The organism is Streptomyces hamibioticus (assembly GCF_047946815.1).
GTDB lineage: Bacteria > Actinomycetota > Actinomycetes > Streptomycetales > Streptomycetaceae > Streptomyces.
On the sequence record NZ_JBKKQY010000001.1, the window covers coordinates 4294139 to 4313777 of the forward strand.

20 protein-coding genes, 1 tRNA gene and 1 pseudogene are annotated in these 19639 nt (G+C 72.9%); 14 read left to right on the top strand and 8 right to left on the bottom strand.

Annotated features, from left to right (window positions below):
- Positions 1–50 precede the first annotated feature (50 nt).
- The 4 genes from ACLGIH_RS19395 (at position 51) to ACLGIH_RS19410 (ending at position 2054) form a co-directional block, all read left to right on the top strand.
- Positions 51–124 (top strand) — tRNA-Ala (locus ACLGIH_RS19395).
- Between the two features lie 213 nt (positions 125–337).
- Entirely contained in the window at positions 338–643 is a 306-nt protein-coding gene (locus ACLGIH_RS19400) for a hypothetical protein (RefSeq protein ID WP_416526501.1), read from the top strand.
- Entirely contained in the window at positions 565–876 is a 312-nt protein-coding gene (locus ACLGIH_RS19405; RefSeq protein ID WP_416526502.1) for a hypothetical protein, read from the top strand. Before ACLGIH_RS19400 ends, ACLGIH_RS19405 begins: the two co-directional genes overlap by 79 nt.
- An 83-nt stretch (positions 877–959) precedes the next feature.
- Complete coding sequence (locus tag ACLGIH_RS19410; protein ID WP_416526503.1) at positions 960–2054, top strand: carbohydrate-binding protein; 1095 nt, start codon at positions 960–962, stop codon at positions 2052–2054.
- Between the two features lie 125 nt (positions 2055–2179).
- On the opposite strand, the gene ACLGIH_RS19415 is transcribed toward ACLGIH_RS19410, so the two are convergent.
- Positions 2180–2668: a GNAT family N-acetyltransferase gene (locus ACLGIH_RS19415; RefSeq protein WP_416526504.1), complete on the bottom strand. Its 489-nt coding sequence runs from the start codon at positions 2666–2668 to the stop codon at positions 2180–2182.
- Positions 2669–2734: 66 nt separating this feature from the next.
- Here ACLGIH_RS19415 and ACLGIH_RS19420 point away from each other — a divergent pair, with 66 nt between their 5' ends.
- On the top strand, positions 2735–3538 hold the full coding sequence (locus ACLGIH_RS19420) for an exodeoxyribonuclease III (protein WP_416526505.1): 804 nt from the start codon (positions 2735–2737) through the stop codon (positions 3536–3538).
- 58 nt (positions 3539–3596) lie between these two features.
- Here the strand turns inward: ACLGIH_RS19420 and ACLGIH_RS19425 are convergent, their stop codons facing one another.
- Both ACLGIH_RS19425 and ACLGIH_RS19430 read right to left on the bottom strand, forming a co-directional pair.
- Positions 3597–4034 carry an SgcJ/EcaC family oxidoreductase gene (locus tag ACLGIH_RS19425; RefSeq protein WP_416526506.1) on the bottom strand — a complete coding sequence of 146 codons (438 nt, stop codon included), beginning with the start codon at positions 4032–4034 and terminating at the stop codon, positions 3597–3599.
- A gap of 44 nt (positions 4035–4078) precedes the next feature.
- Positions 4079–4750, bottom strand: coding sequence for a MerR family transcriptional regulator (locus ACLGIH_RS19430; RefSeq protein ID WP_416526507.1), 672 nt, complete (start codon positions 4748–4750; stop codon positions 4079–4081).
- Between the two features lie 143 nt (positions 4751–4893).
- Between ACLGIH_RS19430 and ACLGIH_RS19435 the strand changes: the two genes are divergently transcribed.
- The 4 genes from ACLGIH_RS19435 (at position 4894) to ACLGIH_RS19450 (ending at position 8565) form a co-directional block, all read left to right on the top strand.
- Positions 4894–6426, top strand: coding sequence for a flavin-containing monooxygenase (locus ACLGIH_RS19435; RefSeq protein ID WP_416526508.1), 1533 nt, complete (start codon positions 4894–4896; stop codon positions 6424–6426).
- Positions 6423–7367: an alpha/beta fold hydrolase gene (locus tag ACLGIH_RS19440; RefSeq protein WP_416526509.1), complete on the top strand. Its 945-nt coding sequence runs from the start codon at positions 6423–6425 to the stop codon at positions 7365–7367. Before ACLGIH_RS19435 ends, ACLGIH_RS19440 begins: the two co-directional genes overlap by 4 nt.
- Positions 7364–8248: an SDR family oxidoreductase gene (locus ACLGIH_RS19445; RefSeq protein ID WP_416526510.1), complete on the top strand. Its 885-nt coding sequence runs from the start codon at positions 7364–7366 to the stop codon at positions 8246–8248. The genes ACLGIH_RS19440 and ACLGIH_RS19445 overlap by 4 nt, the downstream gene beginning before the upstream one ends.
- 92 nt (positions 8249–8340) lie before the next feature.
- Entirely contained in the window at positions 8341–8565 is a 225-nt protein-coding gene (locus tag ACLGIH_RS19450) for a hypothetical protein (RefSeq protein WP_416526511.1), read from the top strand.
- A 106-nt stretch (positions 8566–8671) separates the two neighbouring features.
- On the opposite strand, the gene ACLGIH_RS19455 is transcribed toward ACLGIH_RS19450, so the two are convergent.
- The gene (locus ACLGIH_RS19455) at positions 8672–11977 is read right to left on the bottom strand and encodes a S41 family peptidase (RefSeq protein WP_416526512.1); all 3306 of its coding nucleotides are present in this window, start codon (positions 11975–11977) and stop codon (positions 8672–8674) included.
- 207 nt (positions 11978–12184) lie between these two features.
- Here ACLGIH_RS19455 and ACLGIH_RS19460 point away from each other — a divergent pair, with 207 nt between their 5' ends.
- The 5 genes and pseudogenes from ACLGIH_RS19460 (at position 12185) to ACLGIH_RS19480 (ending at position 16709) form a co-directional block, all read left to right on the top strand.
- A complete protein-coding gene (locus tag ACLGIH_RS19460; RefSeq protein ID WP_416526513.1) occupies positions 12185–12784 on the top strand; it encodes a TetR/AcrR family transcriptional regulator in 600 nt (199 codons plus the stop codon).
- 123 nt (positions 12785–12907) lie between these two features.
- On the top strand, positions 12908–15145 hold the full coding sequence (locus ACLGIH_RS19465; RefSeq protein WP_416526514.1) for an MMPL family transporter: 2238 nt from the start codon (positions 12908–12910) through the stop codon (positions 15143–15145).
- A gap of 142 nt (positions 15146–15287) precedes the next feature.
- Positions 15288–15431: pseudogene (locus tag ACLGIH_RS19470) on the top strand (YbaK/EbsC family protein); the annotation flags it as partial.
- 59 nt (positions 15432–15490) lie between these two features.
- Entirely contained in the window at positions 15491–15766 is a 276-nt protein-coding gene (locus ACLGIH_RS19475; protein ID WP_416526515.1) for a DUF1876 domain-containing protein, read from the top strand.
- 130 nt (positions 15767–15896) lie between these two features.
- Positions 15897–16709: a hypothetical protein gene (locus ACLGIH_RS19480; protein ID WP_416526516.1), complete on the top strand. Its 813-nt coding sequence runs from the start codon at positions 15897–15899 to the stop codon at positions 16707–16709.
- A 3-nt stretch (positions 16710–16712) separates the two neighbouring features.
- Here the strand turns inward: ACLGIH_RS19480 and ACLGIH_RS19485 are convergent, their stop codons facing one another.
- The 4 genes from ACLGIH_RS19485 to cbiQ form a co-directional block, all read right to left on the bottom strand.
- Positions 16713–17900, bottom strand: a complete 1188-nt coding sequence (locus ACLGIH_RS19485; RefSeq protein ID WP_416529432.1) for a serine hydrolase domain-containing protein — start codon at positions 17898–17900, stop codon at positions 16713–16715.
- A gap of 96 nt (positions 17901–17996) precedes the next feature.
- A complete protein-coding gene (locus ACLGIH_RS19490; RefSeq protein ID WP_416526517.1) occupies positions 17997–18134 on the bottom strand; it encodes a hypothetical protein in 138 nt (45 codons plus the stop codon).
- Complete coding sequence (locus ACLGIH_RS19495; protein ID WP_416526518.1) at positions 18131–18889, bottom strand: energy-coupling factor ABC transporter ATP-binding protein; 759 nt, start codon at positions 18887–18889, stop codon at positions 18131–18133. Before ACLGIH_RS19495 ends, ACLGIH_RS19490 begins: the two co-directional genes overlap by 4 nt.
- The gene (gene cbiQ / locus ACLGIH_RS19500) at positions 18877–19638 is read right to left on the bottom strand and encodes a cobalt ECF transporter T component CbiQ (protein WP_416526519.1); all 762 of its coding nucleotides are present in this window, start codon (positions 19636–19638) and stop codon (positions 18877–18879) included. The genes ACLGIH_RS19495 and cbiQ overlap by 13 nt, the downstream gene beginning before the upstream one ends.
- Between the last annotated feature and the right edge of the window lies 1 nt (position 19639).

The following is a 19639-nucleotide window of genomic DNA, read 5'->3' on the forward strand; positions in this document are numbered from 1 at the left end:
ACGGATTTTTGAGCAGGCCGATCGGGGTGCTAAAGTTTCACTCGTTGCAAGGGCCTGTGGCGCAGTCCGGTAGCGCACCTCGTTCGCATCGAGGGGGCCAGGGGTTCAAATCCCCTCAGGTCCACGCACATTGACGAGATCCCGTTCGATCATCACGATCGAGCGGGATCTTCGTCGTTCCGGGGCCGCTCCCGCCCGCACCGGCTGCCCATAAGGCCGAGGTGAATCCGTGACCGCACCTCGCGCAACCATGGCGCTGGCCGCCGGGTCACCTGGGCACGGTGCCACCGCAGTGACGGTGATGCCTCCCTGTCGTCTGCGGAACGGAAGAAGGGCCATGAGACGTAGCCCCCCGCGCTCGCCCTGGAGCCGCGCGGCGGTGGCCGGGGTGGCCGCCGCCGGGCTCGCCACGGCCGGCCTGGCCGGTGTCGCCCACGCCGCGGAGGGCGAGGCACCGCTGCCCGTCACCATCACCGGTCCGGACAAGGTGGACCTGGCGCTGGACGGGGCCGAGGCGGAGCCCGGGGAGCCGCAGATCCGCCTGGGGATCACCGGGCCCGGGGAGTGGGACCCGGACAGCGACGAGGACCCGGAGCCGATCCCGAACGACGGCTCTCCGTCACCATCGACGCCACCGCGCTGAAGGACTTCGCCGACGTCGAGCTGCCGTGCGACGTCAACGGCCTGGTCGCGGTCTGCGACGAGAGCAGCCTCTACCCGGGCAGCACCTACAACCCGAGCTCGAACGTCCGCCTCGATCCGAAGGACGGCGCCGAGGCCCGCGACTTCGGCGAGATCAAGGTGACGGGTGCGGGCGAGGGGCTGGAGTTCAACGAGCACACCGTCGACGTCCTGGTCGGCGGACCGAACTGCTGAAGAAGAAGCTCCCGGCCGAGCCGAAGGGCTTCGAGGCCGGCGACATCTACGAGGCGCCCCTCGGCTTCCGCAACGTCGGCAGCATGCCGGCCGACGGCGTCGTGCTGCGCTTCGCCGGCTCCCGCGGGCTGTCCTTTCCCGACTCGTACGCCAACTGCGCGTACGCCGAGGAGAACAAGGACGACCTGATCCGTTATCAGAAGGTCGCCCTGTGCACCTTCGACGGCGAGTTCCTGCCGGGCATGGCCTACGAGCTGAGCGAGCCGGTCCGGGTCGAGACCGCCGACTTCGCGTTCGGGGACATCTTCCACTACGGCTTCGACGCGGTCGGCGCCAAGGACGCCGGCGAACTGCGGGCGGGCGCCGACTACCGCGCCGGCTCCGGCCGGACGCTGACCCTGAAGCCGGTCGGGAGCGGTGACACCGGTGACTACGCCAAGTACACCGACGTCGACCTCGCCACGAAGAACACCTACGACCTGGACCTGACCGGCGCGCGCGTCGCGGGCGAGCGGGGCGAGACCGTCGCGGTCGACATCGCCCTGAGCAACCACGGGCCCGCCTGGATCGGGTCGCTGCGCATGGGCGGCGAGCCGCTGGGCTTCTCCGTGCAGATCCCGGAGGGGGCCGGCGTCGTGCAGAGCCCCTGCCGGCCCATGAACGGCGACTCCCCGTCGGAGTACCTCTGCTTCGCCGACACCCCGTTCCTCGAGGACGACCGGCGCACCTTCCGCTTCGAGCTGCGCATCGACGAGGTCGTCGAGGGCGCCAAGGGCAGGATCGCGCTTCCCGAGTACGACAACCCCTGGGAGGGCGACCCGTCCAACGACGACGGCTGGATCGTGCTGAACGGCACGGGCGACGAGGAGACCCCGGGCGACACCGGAGGTTCCACCGGCGGTGAGAGCGGCGGCACCACCGGCGGCTCGGACAGCACCGGCGGCTCGGGCTCGACGGACGGCGGATCCGCCTCCACCGGTGGTTCCACGGGCGGCGACGGCGGCGGAACCGCCGGGTCCACCGAGGGCGGCACCAGCGGCGGTGAGTCGCCCCAGGGCGGCCTGGCCTCCACCGGTTCCACCGCCCTGCTCGCCTCCGCCGCCGCCGTGCTGGCGCTCGCCGCGGGTGGCGTGCTGTTCGCCGTGTCGCGCCGCCGCGGGGCCGGCGACACGGCCTGACGGTCGCACGGACAAGAGCCGAGGGCCCCGCGGACGCGCCGCCGTTCGCGGGGCCCTCGGCCCCCTTCGGACGCCGGGCAGGCCGAGGGCTCCGTGTCCGCGCTCGCCGAGGCGGCGTCCCCTCCTCAGGGCGTGACCCGGAGTCTCTTGGCGTAGCAGAGGCTGTCCTCGTGGAAGCGGTAGTAGCCGAACTTCCCGCACGGCTCGTAGCCGCTGGAGGTGTACAGGGCGACCGCCTCCGGCTGCTTGATCCCGGTCTCCAGGACCATCCGGGTCCGGCCGGCCGCGCGGGCGTCCTCCTCCAGCAGGGCCAGGATGCGGCGTGCCAGGCCCCGGCCGCGCATCTGCTCGATCACGAACATCCGCTTCAGCTCCGCGTCCCCGTCGAGGTTGCCCTCGTCGTTGGCGTCCTGGGCGCGCCAGCCGCCGGAGGCGACCGGTACGCCGTTCTCGTCGTACGCGATCAGGTACAGGCCGTTGGGCGGCGTGAAGTCCGCCGCGGCCATGGGCGTGGAGTCGCCGTCGTCGCCGTAGCGGACCGCGTACTCGGCCTGAACCTCGTCGTTGAGTTTCACGGCGTCGGGGTGATCGAAGGGAACCCGGCGAATATTCATGCTGCCTACCGTATGTGAATGCAATCCAGAACGGGACCTCGTCCAGTGTGCCGGTATCGTGCCCGGGTGTTTACCGTGACCTCCGTCAATGTCAATGGGCTGCGCGCCGCCGCGAAGAAGGGCTTCGTGGAGTGGCTCGCCGGGACCGAAGCCGATGTGCTGTGCCTCCAGGAGGTGCGCGCCGAGCCGCACCAGCTGCCCGAGCAGGTGCGCACGCCCGACGGCTGGCACGTCACGCACGCCCCCGCCGCCGCCAAGGGCCGCGCCGGTGTCTCCCTGTACTCGCGCCGGGAGCCGGAGCGGGTCCGGGTCGGCTTCGGCTCGTCCGAGTTCGACGGCAGCGGCCGCTATGTCGAGGCCGACCTGCCCGGTGTGACGGTCGCCTCCCTGTACCTGCCCTCCGGCGAGGTCGGCACCGAGCGGCAGGACGAGAAGGTGCGCTTCATGGGTGAGTTCCTCGCCTACCTCAAGGAGCTGCGCGAGAGCGCCGCCGCGGCCGGCCGCGAGGTCGTGGTCTGCGGCGACTGGAACATCGCCCACCGCGAGGCCGACCTGAAGAACTGGCGCGGCAACACCAAGAACTCCGGGTTCCTGCCGGAGGAGCGGGAATGGCTGGGGCGGGTCCTCGACCCGGCCGAGGGCGGCTACGTCGACGTGCTGCGGGCCCTGCACCCCGAGGTGGCCGGGCCCTACACGTGGTGGTCGTACCGGGGGCGGGCCTTCGACAACGACTCCGGCTGGCGGATCGACTACCAGGTGGCGACCCCCGGGCTCGCCGCCAAGGCCGTCAAGGGCGTGGTCGAGCGCGCCGCCACGCACGCCGAGCGCTGGTCGGACCACGCCCCCGTGACGGTGGTCTACGACCGCTAGGGCCTGGTGCGGAAGTGGCACCTGCCTCCGGGCGACGACGCCGCTTTCACGACAGGCCCTAGCCGGCCCGCACCTCGGTGTTCTGGCACGCGTGCAGCAGCCACCGGCCGTCGTCCTGCCGGCTCATGACGTACAGCGGAGCGCCCTCCGAGCCGTTCTCCGCCGAGTGGTAGACCTGGCGGACCTTGACGGCCGCCACATCGGGCCGCAGGAACTGCACGTGCGCCACCTCGTAGGTGACCTCGCCGTCCCAGCTCGCGCCGGGCAGGACGGCGCGGGTGAACTCGGCGATGGCGTCGAAGCCGATGAGGACCTTGCCGTGGGCGGTGGTCCACAGGGCGTCGGGGTGGAAGAGGGAGAGGAAGCCCTCGGCGTCCTTGGCGCGCTGAGTGCGCTCGACGGTGGCCACGACCTCCTCGATGGCCTCGAGGTCCGCAGAGCGGGTGTGGCCGGTGTCGGCGGCGTTGGCGGTGTTGTCGCTGCTGGCGGTGTTCATGCGGATCAGCCTGCTGCCTCAAGTGTGCTCGAGGTCAAGGGAATTCAGGGCCCGCCGTCCTCGGGGCCGGCCCCCGTCGCCTTCCGCAGCCGTCGGTCCAGGGCCAGGGACAGCTCGGCGTCCACCACGCTGCGGGCCAGTGGGCGCAGCCGGTGGAGGTCCTCCTCCTGGGCGTGGCGCAGGATCAGCTCGGCGAAGAGTTCCGCCATGGCGTCGGCGTGCTCCCGGACGCGCCTGCCGGCGGCCAGCACCTCGGCGAGCGGGATGCCCTCGCGGACCAGGGCCGAGGAGACGTCCAGCAGGCGGCGGCTGATGTGGACGATCTCGTCGCCGTCGGTGCCCACGTAGCCCAGCTCCATCGCGGCGGCGAGGTTCTCGGGGGTGACCTGGCCCTCGAAGCGGGCGGCGAGTTCCTCGGGGGTGAGGCGGACCGGGGTCTCCTCGGTGGGCTCGCCGAGGCCGAGCAGGTCGCCGACGTCGCGTCCGTGGTCGAAGGCGTCGGCCAGCTCCGCGATGCCGTTCAGGGTGTGGCCGCGCTCCAGCAGGGCCGCGATGGTGCGCAGGCGGGCCAGGTGGTGGTCGTCGTACCAGGCGATCCGGCCCTCGCGGCGGGGTGGCGGGATGAGCTTGCGTTCGCGGTAGAAGCGCAGGGTGCGCACCGTGATGCCGGCCAGCCGGGCCAGTTCCTCCATGCGGTACTCGCGCTTGTCGGTCACGGCCCCGACCTTACGGCGTACCGGCGGTAACTTTCCTTCGCCGACCCCCTACCCATCGGTAGCCGCCTCCTCTACTCTCCCCATTGCGCCAGTGTTCACTGGCAGAGTCAGTAGGGTCAACAGCGATGCGTGGAGGCGTCTGGATGGCCGAGCACAAGCATGTACGTGTAGCGGTGGTCGGGTCCGGGTTCGGCGGGCTGGGTGCCGCCGTGCGGCTGCGCCGCGAGGGGATCACCGACTTCGTCGTCCTGGAGCGGGCCGGGAGCGTGGGCGGTACCTGGCGGGACAACAGCTACCCAGGGTGCGCCTGCGACGTGCCGTCCCACCTGTACTCGTTCTCCTTCGCGCCCAATCCCGACTGGCCGCGCACCTTCTCCGGGCAGCGGCACATCCGCGCCTACCTGGAGCGCGTGGCCGACACCTTCGGGCTGCGCCCCCACATCCGCTTCGACTCGGAGGTGAAGCGGATGGCCTGGGACGCCGAGCAGGTGCGGTGGGAGATCGAGACCGCGAGCGGGAACCTGACCGCCGACGTCGTCGTCTCCGCCACCGGGCCGCTGTCCGACCCCAAGATCCCGGACATCCCCGGCCTGGACTCCTTCCCCGGCAAGGTCTTCCACTCGGCCCGCTGGGACCACGACTACGACCTCACCGGCAAGCGCGTCGCCATGATCGGCACCGGCGCCTCGGCCATCCAGATCGTGCCGTCCATCCAGCCGAAGGTCGGACGGCTCACGCTCTTCCAGCGCACCCCCGCCTGGGTCATGCCCCGCATGGACCGCGCCGTCAGCGGCGTCGAGCGCGCCCTGCACCGGGCCCTGCCCGTCACCACCCAGCTGCGCCGCGGCCTGCTGTGGGGGATCCGGGAGCTGCAGGTGCAGGCGTTCACCAAGCACCCCGAGCAACTCGGTCTGGTCGAGCAGCTGGCCAAGCGCAACATGGCCCGCGCCATCAAGGACCCTGCCCTGCGCGCCAAGCTGACCCCGGACTACCGCATCGGCTGCAAGCGCATCCTGCTCTCCAGTGACTACTACCCGGCGCTCGCCCGGCCGAATGTCGATGTCGTCGCCGGCGGGCTGAGCGAGGTGCGCGGCTCCACCCTCGTCGCCGCCGACGGCACCGAGGCCGAGGCCGACGCGATCATCTTCGGCACCGGCTTCCACGTCACCGACATGCCCATCGCCGAGCGGGTCGTCGGCGCCGACGGACACACCCTCGCCGAGACCTGGAAGGGCGGTATGGAGGCGCTCCGCGGCGCCTCGGCGGCCGGCTTCCCGAACTGGATGACGATCATCGGGCCCAACACCGGCCTCGGGAACTCCTCCATGATCCTCGTGATCGAGTCCCAGCTGAACTACATGGCCGACTACCTGCGCCAGCTGAACGTCCTCGGCGGGCGGGCCGCCCTCGACGCCCGCCCCGCCGCCGTGGAGGCCTGGAACCACCGGGTGCAGGAGCGCATGAAGCGCACCGTGTGGAACACCGGCGGCTGCACCAGCTGGTACCTCGACGCCAACGGCCGCAACACCACCATCTGGCCCGGCACGACGGCCGAGTTCCGCCGCGCGACCCGGCGCGTGGACCTCGCGGAGTACGAGGTGCTGCGCCCGGCCGCCGGGAAGGCCGCCGCGGCCGACGGCCGGGCGGAGGCCCCGGCGGCGGAGGTGAGCGCGTGAGCCGCCTGACCGCCGTCACCTCCGGCCCGTACGCCCCGCCCGCCCCCGCCCGCGAACTGACCGCCGTCTCCGCCGACGGCGCCCGGCTGCACGTCGAGATGCACGGACCCGTCGACGACCCCGCCGCCCCGGCGGTCGTCCTCGCCCACGGCTGGACCTGCTCGACCGCCTTCTGGGCCGCGCAGATCCGCGCCCTGGCCCCCGACCACCGGGTCATCGCCTACGACCAGCGCGGCCACGGACGCAGTCCGGCGAGCCCCGCGTGCAGCACCGACGCCCTCGCCGACGACCTGGAAGCCGTACTGAAGGCCACCCTCGCGCCCGGCGAACGGGCCGTGCTCGTCGGGCACTCCATGGGCGGGATGACGCTGATGGCCGCCGCCTCCCGGCCGGCGGTGCGGGAGCACGCGGCGGCGGTGCTGCTGTGCAGCACGGGCAGCTCGCGGCTGGTGGCCTCCTCGACGGTGATACCGCTGCGGCCCGGCCGGCTGCGGACCTGGCTGACCCGGCGCGTGCTCGGCTCCCGGGCGCCCCTCGGCCCGGTCACCCCCGTCGCCCGGCGCGTCCTCAAGTACGGGACGATGGGCCCGCGTTCGGCGCCGCACATGGTCGAGGCGTGCGCCCGGATCGTGCACGCCTGCCCGCGCCGGGTGCGGCACGCCTGGTCGCACGTGCTCGACCTGCTCGATCTCGACCACGGCGTACGGGAGTTGCGGGCGCCCGCCGAGATACTGGTCGGCTCGGCGGACCGGATGACCCCGCCGCTGCACGCCCGCCGGCTGGCCGCCGCGCTGCCCGACTGCCGGAAGGTCACGGAGCTGCCGGGCATAGGGCACATGGCGCCGGTCGAGGCGCCCGACGAGGTGACCGGCAGGATACGCACACTCGCCGGCACCCACATACGGACCGAGCACGCGGCACGAGTCGAGGAGAACGCATGAGAAGGGTCAGCCTGGAAGGGCAGGTCGCCGTCGTCACCGGGGCGGCGCGGGGCGTCGGGGAGCTGCTGGCCCGCAAGCTGTCCGCGCGCGGCGCCAAGGTCGCGCTGGTCGGCCTGGAGCCGGACGCGCTCAAGCAGGTGTCGTCCCGGCTGCACAGCGAGAGCGGCCACTGGCACGCCGACGTCACCGACCACGAGGCGATGGCGCAGGTGGCCCGGGAGGTCAAGGAGCGGTTCGGCAAGGTCGACATCGTGGTCGCCAACGCGGGCGTCGCCACCGGCGGTCCGTTCGCCGACTCCGACCCGGAGGCCTGGCGCCGGGTGATCGAGGTCAACCTGATCGGCTCGGCGGTCACGGCCCGCGCCTTCCTGCCACTGCTGATGGAGAGCCGCGGCTACCTGCTCCAGATCGCGTCCCTGGCCGCGATCACGCCCGCCCCGATGATGACCGCCTACTGCGCCTCCAAGTCCGGCGTGGAGGCGTACGCGCACAGCCTGCGCGCCGAGGTCGGCCACCGGGGCGTGCGGGTCGGCGTCGGCTATCTGTCCTGGACCGACACCGACATGGTGCGCGGTGCCGACCAGGACGACGTCATGCGCGAGCTGCGGCAGCGGCTGCCGTGGCCGTCGAACAAGACCTACCCGCTGGGCCCCGCCGTCGACCGGCTCGTGGAGGGCGTCGAGCGGCGCGCGAGCCACGTCTACGGGCAGTGGTGGCTGCGTGGCATGCAGGGCGTGCGCGGCTACCTCCCGGGGGTCATCGGGACCGTCGGCCAGCGGGAGATGCGACGGTTCGCCGACCGGCTGACGGGCATGCGAACGGGCCTGGTCGGGGCGGGTGGCGCGGCCGACGAACAGCAGCGGAACACGGTCCGTAACTGATCGACATGCGGACGGTCACCGCCCGTGTGAATCTGATCGAGCCCGGCCGACTCGAACGGGCCGGGCCCGATCTCACCCAGGAGTGAACCCACATGGGTATGAAGGACCAGTTCCAGGAGAAGTCCGAGCAGTGGCAGCAGCAGGGCCGGCAGAAGGCCGACCAGGCCAAGGAGCACATGCAGGACCGTGGCCGCCGTCGGGACGACGACGACATGGACCAGCCCCTGCGCCAGGAGCGCCAGGAGCGCCAGGAGCGTCAGGAGCGCCGTGAGGGCCGGGAGCCCGAGGACCGCTTCAACGCGGACTACGACGCCTGACGCACCGCCGCTGAGCGGCAAGGGGTGCCTCTCCGCGACGCGGAGGGGCACCCCTCCTTCATGCGCTCACGCCGCCCGGTCACGCCGGGCGGCGCATGTCATGGGCTCACGTCCGGGGCGGCAGTGGGGGCCGGGACCGGTCCGGTACGTCGCGGTAGTCCGGCGGGACGGCAGGCGGGTTGGTCGCCAGCAGCTCCAGGGCCAGGCGGACGCCCTCCTCCAATACCGGGTAGCGGCCCTCGGCCCAGTCCAGCGGGGTGCGCAGCACCGGCACGTCGGGATCGACGCCCCGGTTCTCCACCGACCAGCCGTAGGCGTCGAACCAGGCCGCGTTCATCGGCACGGTGATCACCGTTCCGTCGCCGAGCCGGTGCCGGCCGGTCATGCCGACCACTCCGCCCCAGGTGCGCTGCCCGACCACCGGCCCGAGCTTCAGCAGCTTGAACGCGGCCGTGATCATGTCGCCGTCGGAGGACGTCGCCTCGTCCGCGAGCGCCACCACCGGCCCGCGCGGCGCGTTCGAGGTGTACGACACCGGCTGCGCGTTCCGGGTCAGGTCCCAGCCCAGGATGGTGCGGGTCAGCTTCTCGATGACGAGTTCGCTGATGTGCCCGCCCGCGTTGCCACGCACGTCCACGATCAGCGCGGGCCGGGACACCTCCATGCGCAGGTCGCGGTTGAACTGGGCCCAGCCCGAGCCGCCCATGTCCGGGATGTGCAGATAGCCGCAGCGTCCGCCGCTCAACTCCCGCACCACCTCCCGGCGTTTGGCCACCCAGTCCTGGTAGCGCAGTGGCCGGTCGTCGACGAGCGGCACGACGGCGACCCGGCGGGCCGGGCCCTCGCCCTCGGCGGGCCCGAAGGTCAGCTCCACCGTCGTACCGCCCGCCGCCGCCAGCAGCGGGTACGGTCCTGTCACCGGGTCCACCGGGCGGCCGTCCACGTGGGTCAGCACCGCGCCCTCGCGGATGCCCGTGCCGGCCAGCGGGGAGCGGGCCTTGGAGTCGGAGGAGTCGCCCGGCAGGATCCGCTTGACCAGCCACCGGCCGTCCCGGCACACGAAGTTGGTGCCCAGCAGGCCCTGCCAGCGCTGGTAGTGGGCCGGTCCCTCGTTGCGGCGGGCGGGGGAGACGTAGGCGTGCGAGGTGCCCAGCTCGCCCAGTACCTCGCGCAGCAGGTCGGCGAACTCGTCGGGGGAGGCGACCCGTTCGACCAGCGGCCGGTACTGCGCCAGCACCGCGTCCCAGTCGATGCCGCACATGTCCGGCTCCCAGAAGTAGGCGCGGATCAGCCGCCCCGCCTCCGCGTACGCCTGCCGCCACTCGGCGGCCGGGTCCACCTGGTGCAGGATGCGGCGCAGGTCGATCCAGGTGGTGGAGTCGCTGTCGCCGGCCTCGGTGGCGGGCACCGCGCGCAGGTCTCCCTCGTCGAGCAGCACCAGCCGGGTGCCGTCGCCGCTGACCCGGAACCAGTCCAGATGGTCGACGAGTTCGGACTTCTTCGCCTTGGCGAGGCTGAAGTGCTCCAGGGTGGGCCGTTCGCTGGGGTCGTTCGGGTTGGCGAAGGTCTCGCCCAGCGCACCGGAGATCGGCCAGCGCAGCCACACCAGCCCGCCGCCCGCCACCGGGTGCAGCGCCGAGTACTTGGAGGCGGTCACCGGGAACGGCGTCACCCGGCTGGCCAGGCCCTCCACCTCGACGGTCACCGCACCCCCCTCGCCGGGCTCCTCCTCGACGGGGTCCAGGCCCCCGGCGGCCGGGCGGCCCTCGGGGTTCAGCGCGAAGGGTGAAGGGGTCGCCGAGGACAGCGGCACCAGATAGGGACGGCAGCCCAGCGGGAAGGACAGGTCGCCGGTGTGCACGTCGTAGACCGGGTCGAAGCCGCGCCAGGACAGGAACGCCAGATAGCGGCCGTCCCGGGTGAACACCGGGTTCTCGTCCTCGAAGCGGCCGTCGGTGACGTCCACGACGAAACGGTCGGCGATCCGGGCGATCTTGATGTCCCGCAGCGACCGCCCGATCCCCGGATGCGACCAGGCCAGCCACGCCCCGTCCGGGGAGAAGGCGAGATCGCGCACGGGCCCGTTGACCGACCGGATGAGCTCCGTGACCCCGGCCTCCCCGGCCTCCCCGGCCTCCCCGGCCTCCCCGGCGCCCCCGGCCGACTCCGCGTCGGGCACGTCGAGCAGCAGCAGCCGCCCGTCGTGCGCGGCGATGGCCAGCCGCTCGCCCTCGGGGTCGGAGACCAGTTCCAGGACCCGGCCGAGCCGCCCCGAGGCCAGCCGCCGCGGCTCCCGGCCGCCGGTCGCGCGCGGCAGGTAGGCGATCTCGACGGCGTCCTCGCCGTCCGCGTCCGTGACGTAGGCGATCCGCCCGCCCGCCCCGAGCATCTCCGGCAGGCGCACCCGCACCCCCGGTGTGTCGGAGAGGGTGCGCGCGGGGCCGTCCCGGTGGGTGAGCCAGTACAGGCTGCCGCGCACCACGACGGCGCTCGCGCGGCCCGTCTCGTCCACGGACAGACCGCCCACGTGCTGCGCGGCGGGCACCTGGTACGTCCGCCGCCCCGCGCGCGGGCCACTCAGCCGGACGTCGAGCCGGCGCGGCACCGAGCCGGGCGCGAGGTCGTCGACGATCCACAGATCACCCGCGCACTGGTAGACCACCCGGGTGCCGTCGCTCGCCGCGTGCCGGGCGTAGAAGGCGTCGTGGTCGGTGTGGCGGCGCAGATCGGAACCGTCGGGTGCGCAGGAGTAGAGGTTGCCGACGCCCTCGTGGTCGGAGAGGAAGGCGATCCGGCCGGCGACGAACATGGGGGAGTGGAGGTGCCCGCCGAGGTCCTCCAGCAGCCGGTGCCCGTGCAGCCACAGCCGGCCGGTGGCCCCGCCCCGGTACCGCTTCCAGGAGGCGGGCTCGTGCGGCGGGGTGCCGGTGAGCAGGAGCGTCTTGCGCTCCCCGTCGACGTCGGCGACCTGGAGGTCGGAGACCGGGCCCCAGGGGAGCTTGCGGCCGGGGTCGCCGGCGGGGTCGATCTTGTAGGCCCAGGTCAGGTGCGAGAAGGGCTCGTCGTGGGAGGAGACGGCGAGGACGGCGGCGCCGGTGTCCCGGTCCGCGGGCGCCCAGCCGCACACGCGTGCGTCGAGGCTGCCCCAGTGGCTGAGCTGGCGTCCCGGTCCGCCGTCCACCGGCACGACGTACACCTCCGGCACGAGGGTGCGCCAGCTGGCGTAGGCGATGTGCCGGCCGTCGGGCGAGAAGCGGGGGTGGCCGATCTTGGTGCGGTCGACGGTGAGCCGCCAGGCGCGGCCCGGTTCGTCGCGCCCGTCGAGCGGGGCGAGCCAGAGGTCGTCCTCGGCGACGAAGCACAGCAGGTCGGCGTGGAGGTGCGGAAAGCGCAGATAGCTCACCTTTCCCATGCTTTTCCGGGGGCTGGGCGGCAGCAACTCGTGAGGAACTCGGCTCGTGAGGAACTCACCACGGTGACGGACTCGCCACCGTGACGGCTCCGCTGTGACGGCTCCACCGTGACCCAGAACACGAACGAAACCGTTTCGTTTCGCTTGGTCGGGGGATACGCTACTCACGTACGAAACGGTGTCGTTCAGAGCGGAGGTGAGAGGGAGATGGCCGAGGCCGCAACGGCACGCCGCAGCCGGCTCACTCCCGAGCGCGAGGCCGAGCTGTACGGCGCCGTGCTCGACCTGCTCCGCGAGGTCGGCTACGACGCCCTGACCATGGACGCCGTCGCCGCCCGCACCCGGTCCAGCAAGGCGACGCTCTACCGCCAGTGGGGCGGCAAGGCCGAGCTGGTCGTCAGGGCGATCCGGCAGAACAAGCCGGTGGAGATCGACGAGATCGACACCGGGTCGCTCCGCGGCGACCTGCACGCCCTGATGGCCCGCGAGGACGACTGCACGATGGCGCAGAACTCCGCGCTGATGCGCGGCGTCGCCATGGCGCTCCACCAGAACCCCGACCTGCGCCAGGCGTTCCGGGAACAGCTCGTCGAGCCGGAGATGGAAGAGTTCCGGCGCCTGCTGCAACGCGCCGTCGACCGGGGTGAGCTGAGAGCCGACTGCCCGGCGCTGGACTTCCTGCTGCCGATGCTGGTCGGCGGGTTCGCCACCCGCACGCTGCTGGACGACCAGCCGCCGACGCGCGCCTACCTCACCTCGTACATCGACGCCGTGGTCCTCCCCGCCCTCGGCGTCGCCACCGCCTGACACGTTCCGCGCAAGCCCACCTGACGTCACCCCCCATGCGTGAGGGCATGGGCGGTGTCCCCAGCGTCGTCGGGCTGATCCCTTCTGCCCCGAAGACCCACGACTGACCGGGAGTACGCCTCCGTGGCCACGTTCCTCTGCAAACTCGGCCGGCTCGCCTTCCGGCGACGGCACTTCGTCGCACTGATATGGGTGGCGCTGCTGACCCTCGCCGGCGTCGGCGCGGCCGGCGCCCCGCCCGCGGGCACCACCTCGTTCTCCATCCCCGGCACCGAGGCGCAGAAGGCCTTCGACCTGCTGGAGGAGCGCTTCCCCGGCACCAGCGCCGACGGGGCCACCGCACGCGTCGTCTTCAAGGCACCGGACGGCGAGAAGATGACGGACGCGGACAACAAGGCGGCCGTCGAGAAGACGGTTCAGGAGCTGTCCGACGGCGCCGAGGTCGCCTCCGTCGCCGACCCCTACACCGGCAACGCGGTCAGCCGGGACGGCACCATCGCCTACGCCTCCGTGCGCTACGAGGTCTCCGGCATGGAGCTGGAGCAGTCCAGCAAGGACGCGCTGAAGGACGCCGCCGAGCACGCGCGGGACGCCGGGCTGACCGTCGAGATCGGCGGTGACGCGCTCCAGGCGGTGCCGCACACCGGTGCCACCGAGGTCATCGGCATCGCGGTCGCCGCCGTCGTCCTCGTCATCACCTTCGGCTCCCTGGTCGCGGCGGGCCTGCCGCTGCTGACCGCCCTGATCGGCGTGGGTATCGGTGTCTCGACGATCACGGCCCTGGCGAGCGTCCTCGACCTGGGCTCCACCACCTCCATCCTGGCGATGATGATCGGCCTGGCGGTCGGCATCGACTACGCCCTGTTCATCGTCTCCCGCTACCGCGCGGAGCTGGCCGAGGGCCGCGAGCGCGAGGAGGCCGCGGGCCGGGCGGTCGGCACCGCGGGCTCGGCGGTGGTCTTCGCCGGTCTGACGGTGGTCATCGCGCTGGTGGGTCTCGCGGTCGTCAACATCCCGATGCTCACCAAGATGGGCATCGCGGCGGCGGGCACGGTCGCCATCGCGGTCGTCATCGCCCTGACGATGATCCCGGCGCTGCTCGGCTACGCGGGCCGCAGGGTCAAGCCGGCCGGCGCGAAGAGCAGGCTGCTGGGCGGCGGCCGGTCCTCCGGCGAGTCCTCCGGCGAGTCCTCCGGCAAGGGGGTCGGGCCGGCCAGGGCCAACCTCGGTACCCGCTGGGCGAGCTTCGTCGTCCGGCGCCCGGTGGCGGTCCTCCTGCTCGGCGTCGTCGGCCTCGGCGCGGCGGCGATCCCGGCCTCGGGCCTGGAACTGGGCCTGCCCGACGACGGCTCCCAGCCGACGTCCACGACCCAGCGCCGCGCCTACGACCTGCTCTCCGAGGGCTTCGGGCCGGGCTTCAACGGCCCGCTGTTGGTGGTCACCGACGCCAAGGGCAGTGACGACCCGCAGGCCGCGTTCGGTGCGGTGACCGACGAGATCAAGGGCCTGAAGAACGTGGTGGCGGTGACGCCGCCGCAGCCCAACAAGGCCGGCGACACGGCCACGATCACCGTGGTCCCGGACTCCAAGCCCTCCTCCGTCCAGACCGAGGACCTGGTGCACGCCATCCGTGACGCGGGCGGCGACATCACGTCCGACACCGGCGCGGAGGTGCTGGTCACCGGCGCCACGGCGATGAACATCGACGTGAGCCAGAAGCTGAACGACGCGCTGGTGCCGTACCTGGTCCTGGTGGTGGGCCTGGCGTTCCTGCTGCTGATCGTGGTCTTCCGCTCGATCCTGGTCCCGCTGAAGGCGGCCCTCGGCTTCCTGCTGAGCGTCCTCGCCGCGCTGGGCGCCGTCGTGGCGGTCTTCCAGTGGGGCTGGCTGGCCGGCCTGATGGGCGTCGAGGAGACCGGTCCGGTCATGTCGATGATGCCGATCTTCATGGTGGGCGTGGTCTTCGGCCTGGCGATGGACTACGAGGTCTTCCTGGTCACCCGCATGCGGGAGGCCTACGTCCACGGCGAGACGCCCGGCCGGGCGGTGGTGACCGGCTTCAAGCACGGCGCCCGGGTGGTCACGGCCGCGGCGGTCATCATGATGGCGGTCTTCGCGGGCTTCATCGGCTCCAGCGAGGCCATGGTCAAGATGATCGGCTTCGGCCTGGCGGTCGCGGTCCTCTTCGACGCGTTCGTCGTCCGCATGGCCATCGTCCCGGCGGTGCTCGCCCTGCTCGGCAAGAAGGCCTGGTGGCTGCCGAAGTGGCTGGACCGCGCCCTGCCCAACGTGGACGTCGAGGGCGAGGGCCTGCGCTCCCAGGACGACCCGGAGGGGGAACGGGAGCTGGCGCGCACCTGACGCACCGCCGCTGACCGCAGACCGGCCGGTGAGGGCCCCGTGGGGACGGGGAGGCCCTCACCGGCTTCTCATTGCCGGGGCCCCCGACGGCGGCCCGGTGACCGGTCGCCTGCCGTCTGCACGGACCGCTGGCGTGCCCGGCATGACCACCACCGACAGCACCGCCGCGATCGGGTGCGAGCCGAACCAGATCTGCACGTCGCCGGTCTTCGTCGCCGACGGCGTTCCCGTGCTGGTCCTGATGGACGGGGCGTCGCGCGTCGACGTCGAGCGGGTACGGCGGGACGGGTGCGTGCGGCGCCTGCGAGGAGCACCCTGGAAGCAACGGTTCCGGAGGTGATCGTCATGATGCACACCGCTGTGGGATGGCACGTCGAGCTGGAGTTCAAGGAGGACGACCAGCACACCCGGGCGGCGGCGATGGTGCGCCTGCCCGACGGCACCGAGGTACGGGCACACGGCCACGCCAGTCGCCACCACTCCGACGCGAATCAGCCGCGGGTCGGCGAGGAGATCGCCGGGGCGCGGGCGCTGAACGAGCTGGCGATGCAGTTGCTCACCAAGGCGCACGGAGAGATCGACGAGGCGTCGGGCCGGATCTCCCACCCGATCCACGTCTGATCCGGCCGAGGCCCCGAAACGCGCCACCCGGGTGAACGTCGGCCCGCTCGGGAACGGGCTCCCGACGAGGCACCGCCCCGCCCGCTAGGAAGATCACCGACATCGGCGATCTTCGAGAAGGGCGGTACGGATGCGTACCACCATCAGGCGGGCGGGCGCCGCCGCCGTCACGGTCATGGCGCTGGCGGCGCCGCTCGGGACGGGGGCCGCGGCCGCCACGGGGTCCGAGCCGGGCGAGGCGGCCTGGGTCACGGTCGGCGCGGCGCCGCCCGGCAGCACCCTGGAGACCGTGCGCGGCACCAAGGACGAGGCCGGCAACTGCGTCTTCACCCTCTCGCTCACCCTCGCCCCGAAGGAGACCGCGGTCCGCGGCGATCAGGTGCGTGTCGACCGGTCCACCTGCGTCACCGAGGTGGCCCTCACCCGGGACGGTGCCGCCTCGGAGGCCAAGGCGTCCGACGGGGTCTCCGTCGAGACGGAGAAGGCCCGGCCCGCGCCCGACGGGCCCGCCTCCGACACGCCCCGCGACGGGCGGCGCCCCTACACCGAGTCCCGGGGTTACCTGCGCACCTCCTGGCGGGACCGCTCCGACGCGGACGCCAACGGGGTGCGCAACGAGGTCGACTGGTACTGGAACGGCCAGAACTGCCTGGTGCCCGAGTGGGGCCAGTACGCCTACGACTGGGCGTCGGCGCGCGGCTGGCGGCTCGGGCGGCACGACTGGCGGAACATCTACAACTGCTCCCGGCAGACCTCCAGCTCCGCCGCCCACTTCCACAACGACGGGGTGTTCTGCCCGGGCCTGGCCACCGACGTCCACTACGACCGCAACACCGTCCAGGGCACCTGGGACGGCAGGCTCCTCGGCGAGTGGCGCACCTGGGTCTCCGGCGGCTGCACCGGCGACCTCTCCTTCCACTACGAGCTGCGCCGCACCCTGTGATCCTCAGCCGGCGGCCAGCGCCGTCCGCACCGCCCGGACCAGCGCCTGCGCCCGCGGATCGGCCGTCACCGTCTTGCGGAACCCGTTGGTGACATAGCCGAAGGCGATGCCCGACTCCGGGTCGGCGAAGCCGAGGGCGCCGCCGCGGCCCGGGTGGCCGAAGGAGCCTGGGCCGAGGAACGGGGACGCGCTGCCGTGCAGCATGTAGCCGAGGCCGAAGCGGGTGCCGACCACCAGGACCCGGTCCGGGCCCGCCGACTCCTCGGCCCGGGCCAGCTCCAGCGTCCGCGGCTCGAACAGCCGTACGCGCCGGTCCGGGGCCGCGTCGACCTCGCCGATCAGGGCGGCGTAGAACCGGGCCAGTCCGTCGGCCGTCGCGACGGCGTTGGTCGCGGGCAGGGCGGCCGCCCGGTACGCCGGGTCGTTCTGGTCGGGGAACGGCGTGATCGCGGCGAAGGCGCGGCGGGTGAGGGAGGCGGGGTCCTCGTAGGCCTCGGTGACCGAGCGCTTGGGGCGCAGCCGGAGACCGCCGGAGGGTACGGGGTCGTCGACCCGGCCCACGCGCCCGGCCCGGCCCGCCGCCTCCTCGGCGGCCGGCAGCCCCAGCCACAGGTCCAGGCCGAGCGGACGGGCGATCTCGTCCGCGATCCACTCGCCCGTGCTCCGCCCGCCCGTCACCCGGCGCACCAGCTCGTCCAGCAGCCAGCCGTAGGTCAGCGCGTGGTAGCCGTGGTCGGTGCCCGGCTCCCAGACGGGGGCCTGCGCGGCGACGGCCTCCGGGCCGCGCGCGGCATCCAGCGCCTCCTCCGGCGTCAGCGGCGCATCGAGGACCGGCAGTCCGGCCCGGTGGTTCAGGACGTGCCGCACCAGCACCTGGTCCTTGCCGTGCGCCTTGAACTCCGGCCAGTAGCTGCCGACCGGCGCGTCCAGGTCCAGCTCCCCGCGCTGGTGCAGCAGCAGCGGTACGGCGGCGGCGACCCCCTTGGTCGCCGAGCGCACGACCTGGGCGGTGCCGCGCTCCCAGGGGACCGTGCCGTCGATGTCGCGGGTGCCGGCCCACAGGTCGACGACCTTGCGCCCGTCCCGGTGGACGGCGACCGCCGCGCCCCGGTCCCCCAGCGCCGTGAAGTTCCGCACGAACGCGTCCCTGACCGGCTCGAAGCCCTCGGCCACTGTGCCGTGCACGTCCACGTCCACGCCCTGCTCTCCTTCGGCTCGCCTGCGACAGTGGTTGCAACACCCGCCCTTCGCCTGCGATTCCTGGGCGCGGCCGGCCGGGCACGATCGTTACATCGACGTTGCCGCGCGCGCGTCGCCTCCGAGTCGTGCCGCGTACAGCGCGCAGCACGGCTGGTCGTCCAGCAGCGGCGAGCCCTCGGCCGGCTCGCCCGGCCCGCCCGCCGAACCGGTCTTCCCGTGGCTCACGCCCTCGTTCCCGCGGAGCGCGGATCGAAGCCGAAGGGCAGCTCCAGGCGGTGGGCGCGCATCAGCTCCTCGTCGGCGAGCAGCTCACCGGTCGGGCCGTCCGCCGCGATCACCCCCTCGCTCAGCACGAGCGAGCGGGGGCACAGCTCCAGGGCGTAGGGCAGGTCGTGGGTGACCATCAGGACCGTGACGTCCAGGGAGCGCAGGATGTCGGCCAGCTCACGGCGGGAGGCCGGGTCGAGGTTGGAGGACGGCTCGTCCAGCACCAGGATCTCCGGCTCCATGGCCAGCACGGTCGCCACGGCCACCCGGCGGCGCTGGCCGAAGGAGAGGTGGTGCGGGGGCCGGTGCTTGAACTCCAGCATGCCCACCCGGTCCAGCGCCCGGTCCACCCGCTCCTCCAGCTCCGGGCCCTTCAGCCCGGCCGCCGCCGGGCCGAACGCCACGTCCTCCCGCACGGTCGGCATGAAGAGCTGGTCGTCGGGATCCTGGAAGACGATGCCGACCCGGCGCCGGATCTCGGCCATGTGCGCGGTGCCCACCGGCAGCCCGGCGACCGTCACGGTGCCCGTGCCGCCGGTCAGGATGCCGTTGAGGTGGAGCACGAGGGTCGTCTTCCCGGCGCCGTTGGGGCCCAGCAGGGCGACCCGCTCGCCGCGCGCGACGGAGAAGTCGACGCCGAAGAGGGCCTGGTGGCCGTCGGGGTAGGCGAAGGCGAGGCCCGAGACCTCGAGAGAAGCTGTCACAGCGACCATCCCAGCAGACAGACCACGAGCGCGGCACCGGGCAGGGCGAGGGCGTACGACCACTGCGCCCGGGACGCGGTCACCTCGTCGATCACCGGCATGGCACCGGAGTAGCCGCGGCTGATCATGGCCAGGTGGACCCGCTCGCCGCGTTCGTAGGAGCGGATGAACAGCGCGCCCGCGGACTTGGCCAGCACCCCCCAGTGCCGCACGCCCCGCGCCTCGAAGCCGCGCGACCGACGGGCGATCCGCATCCGCCGCATCTCGTCGGTGATCACGTCCCCGTACCGGATCATGAACGACGCGATCTGCACCAGCAGCGGCGGCAGCCTCAGGCGTTCGAGGCCGAGCAGCAGCGCGCGCAGCTCCGTGGTGGCGGCCAGCAGCACCGACGTGGCGACGCCCAGGGTGCCCTTGGCCAGCACGTTCCAGGCGCCCCACAGGCCGTTCACGCTCAGCGACAGGCCGAGCACCTCGATCCGCTCGCCCTCGGCCACGAACGGCATGAGCACGGCGAAGGCGACGAACGGCACCTCGATCAGCAGCCGCTTCAGCAGGAAGCCGGCCGGGACGCGGGCCGCGACCGCCACCGCCGCGAGCAGGACGGCGTACAGGCCGAAGGCCCACACGGCCTCGCGCGGCGTCGACACCACGACCACCACGAAGGCGAACGCGGCGGCGAGCTTGGTGTGCGGCGGCAGCCCGTGCACGGGGGAGTTCCCGTGCCGGTAGAGCCGGTGGGCGTGGCCTGCCCCCACG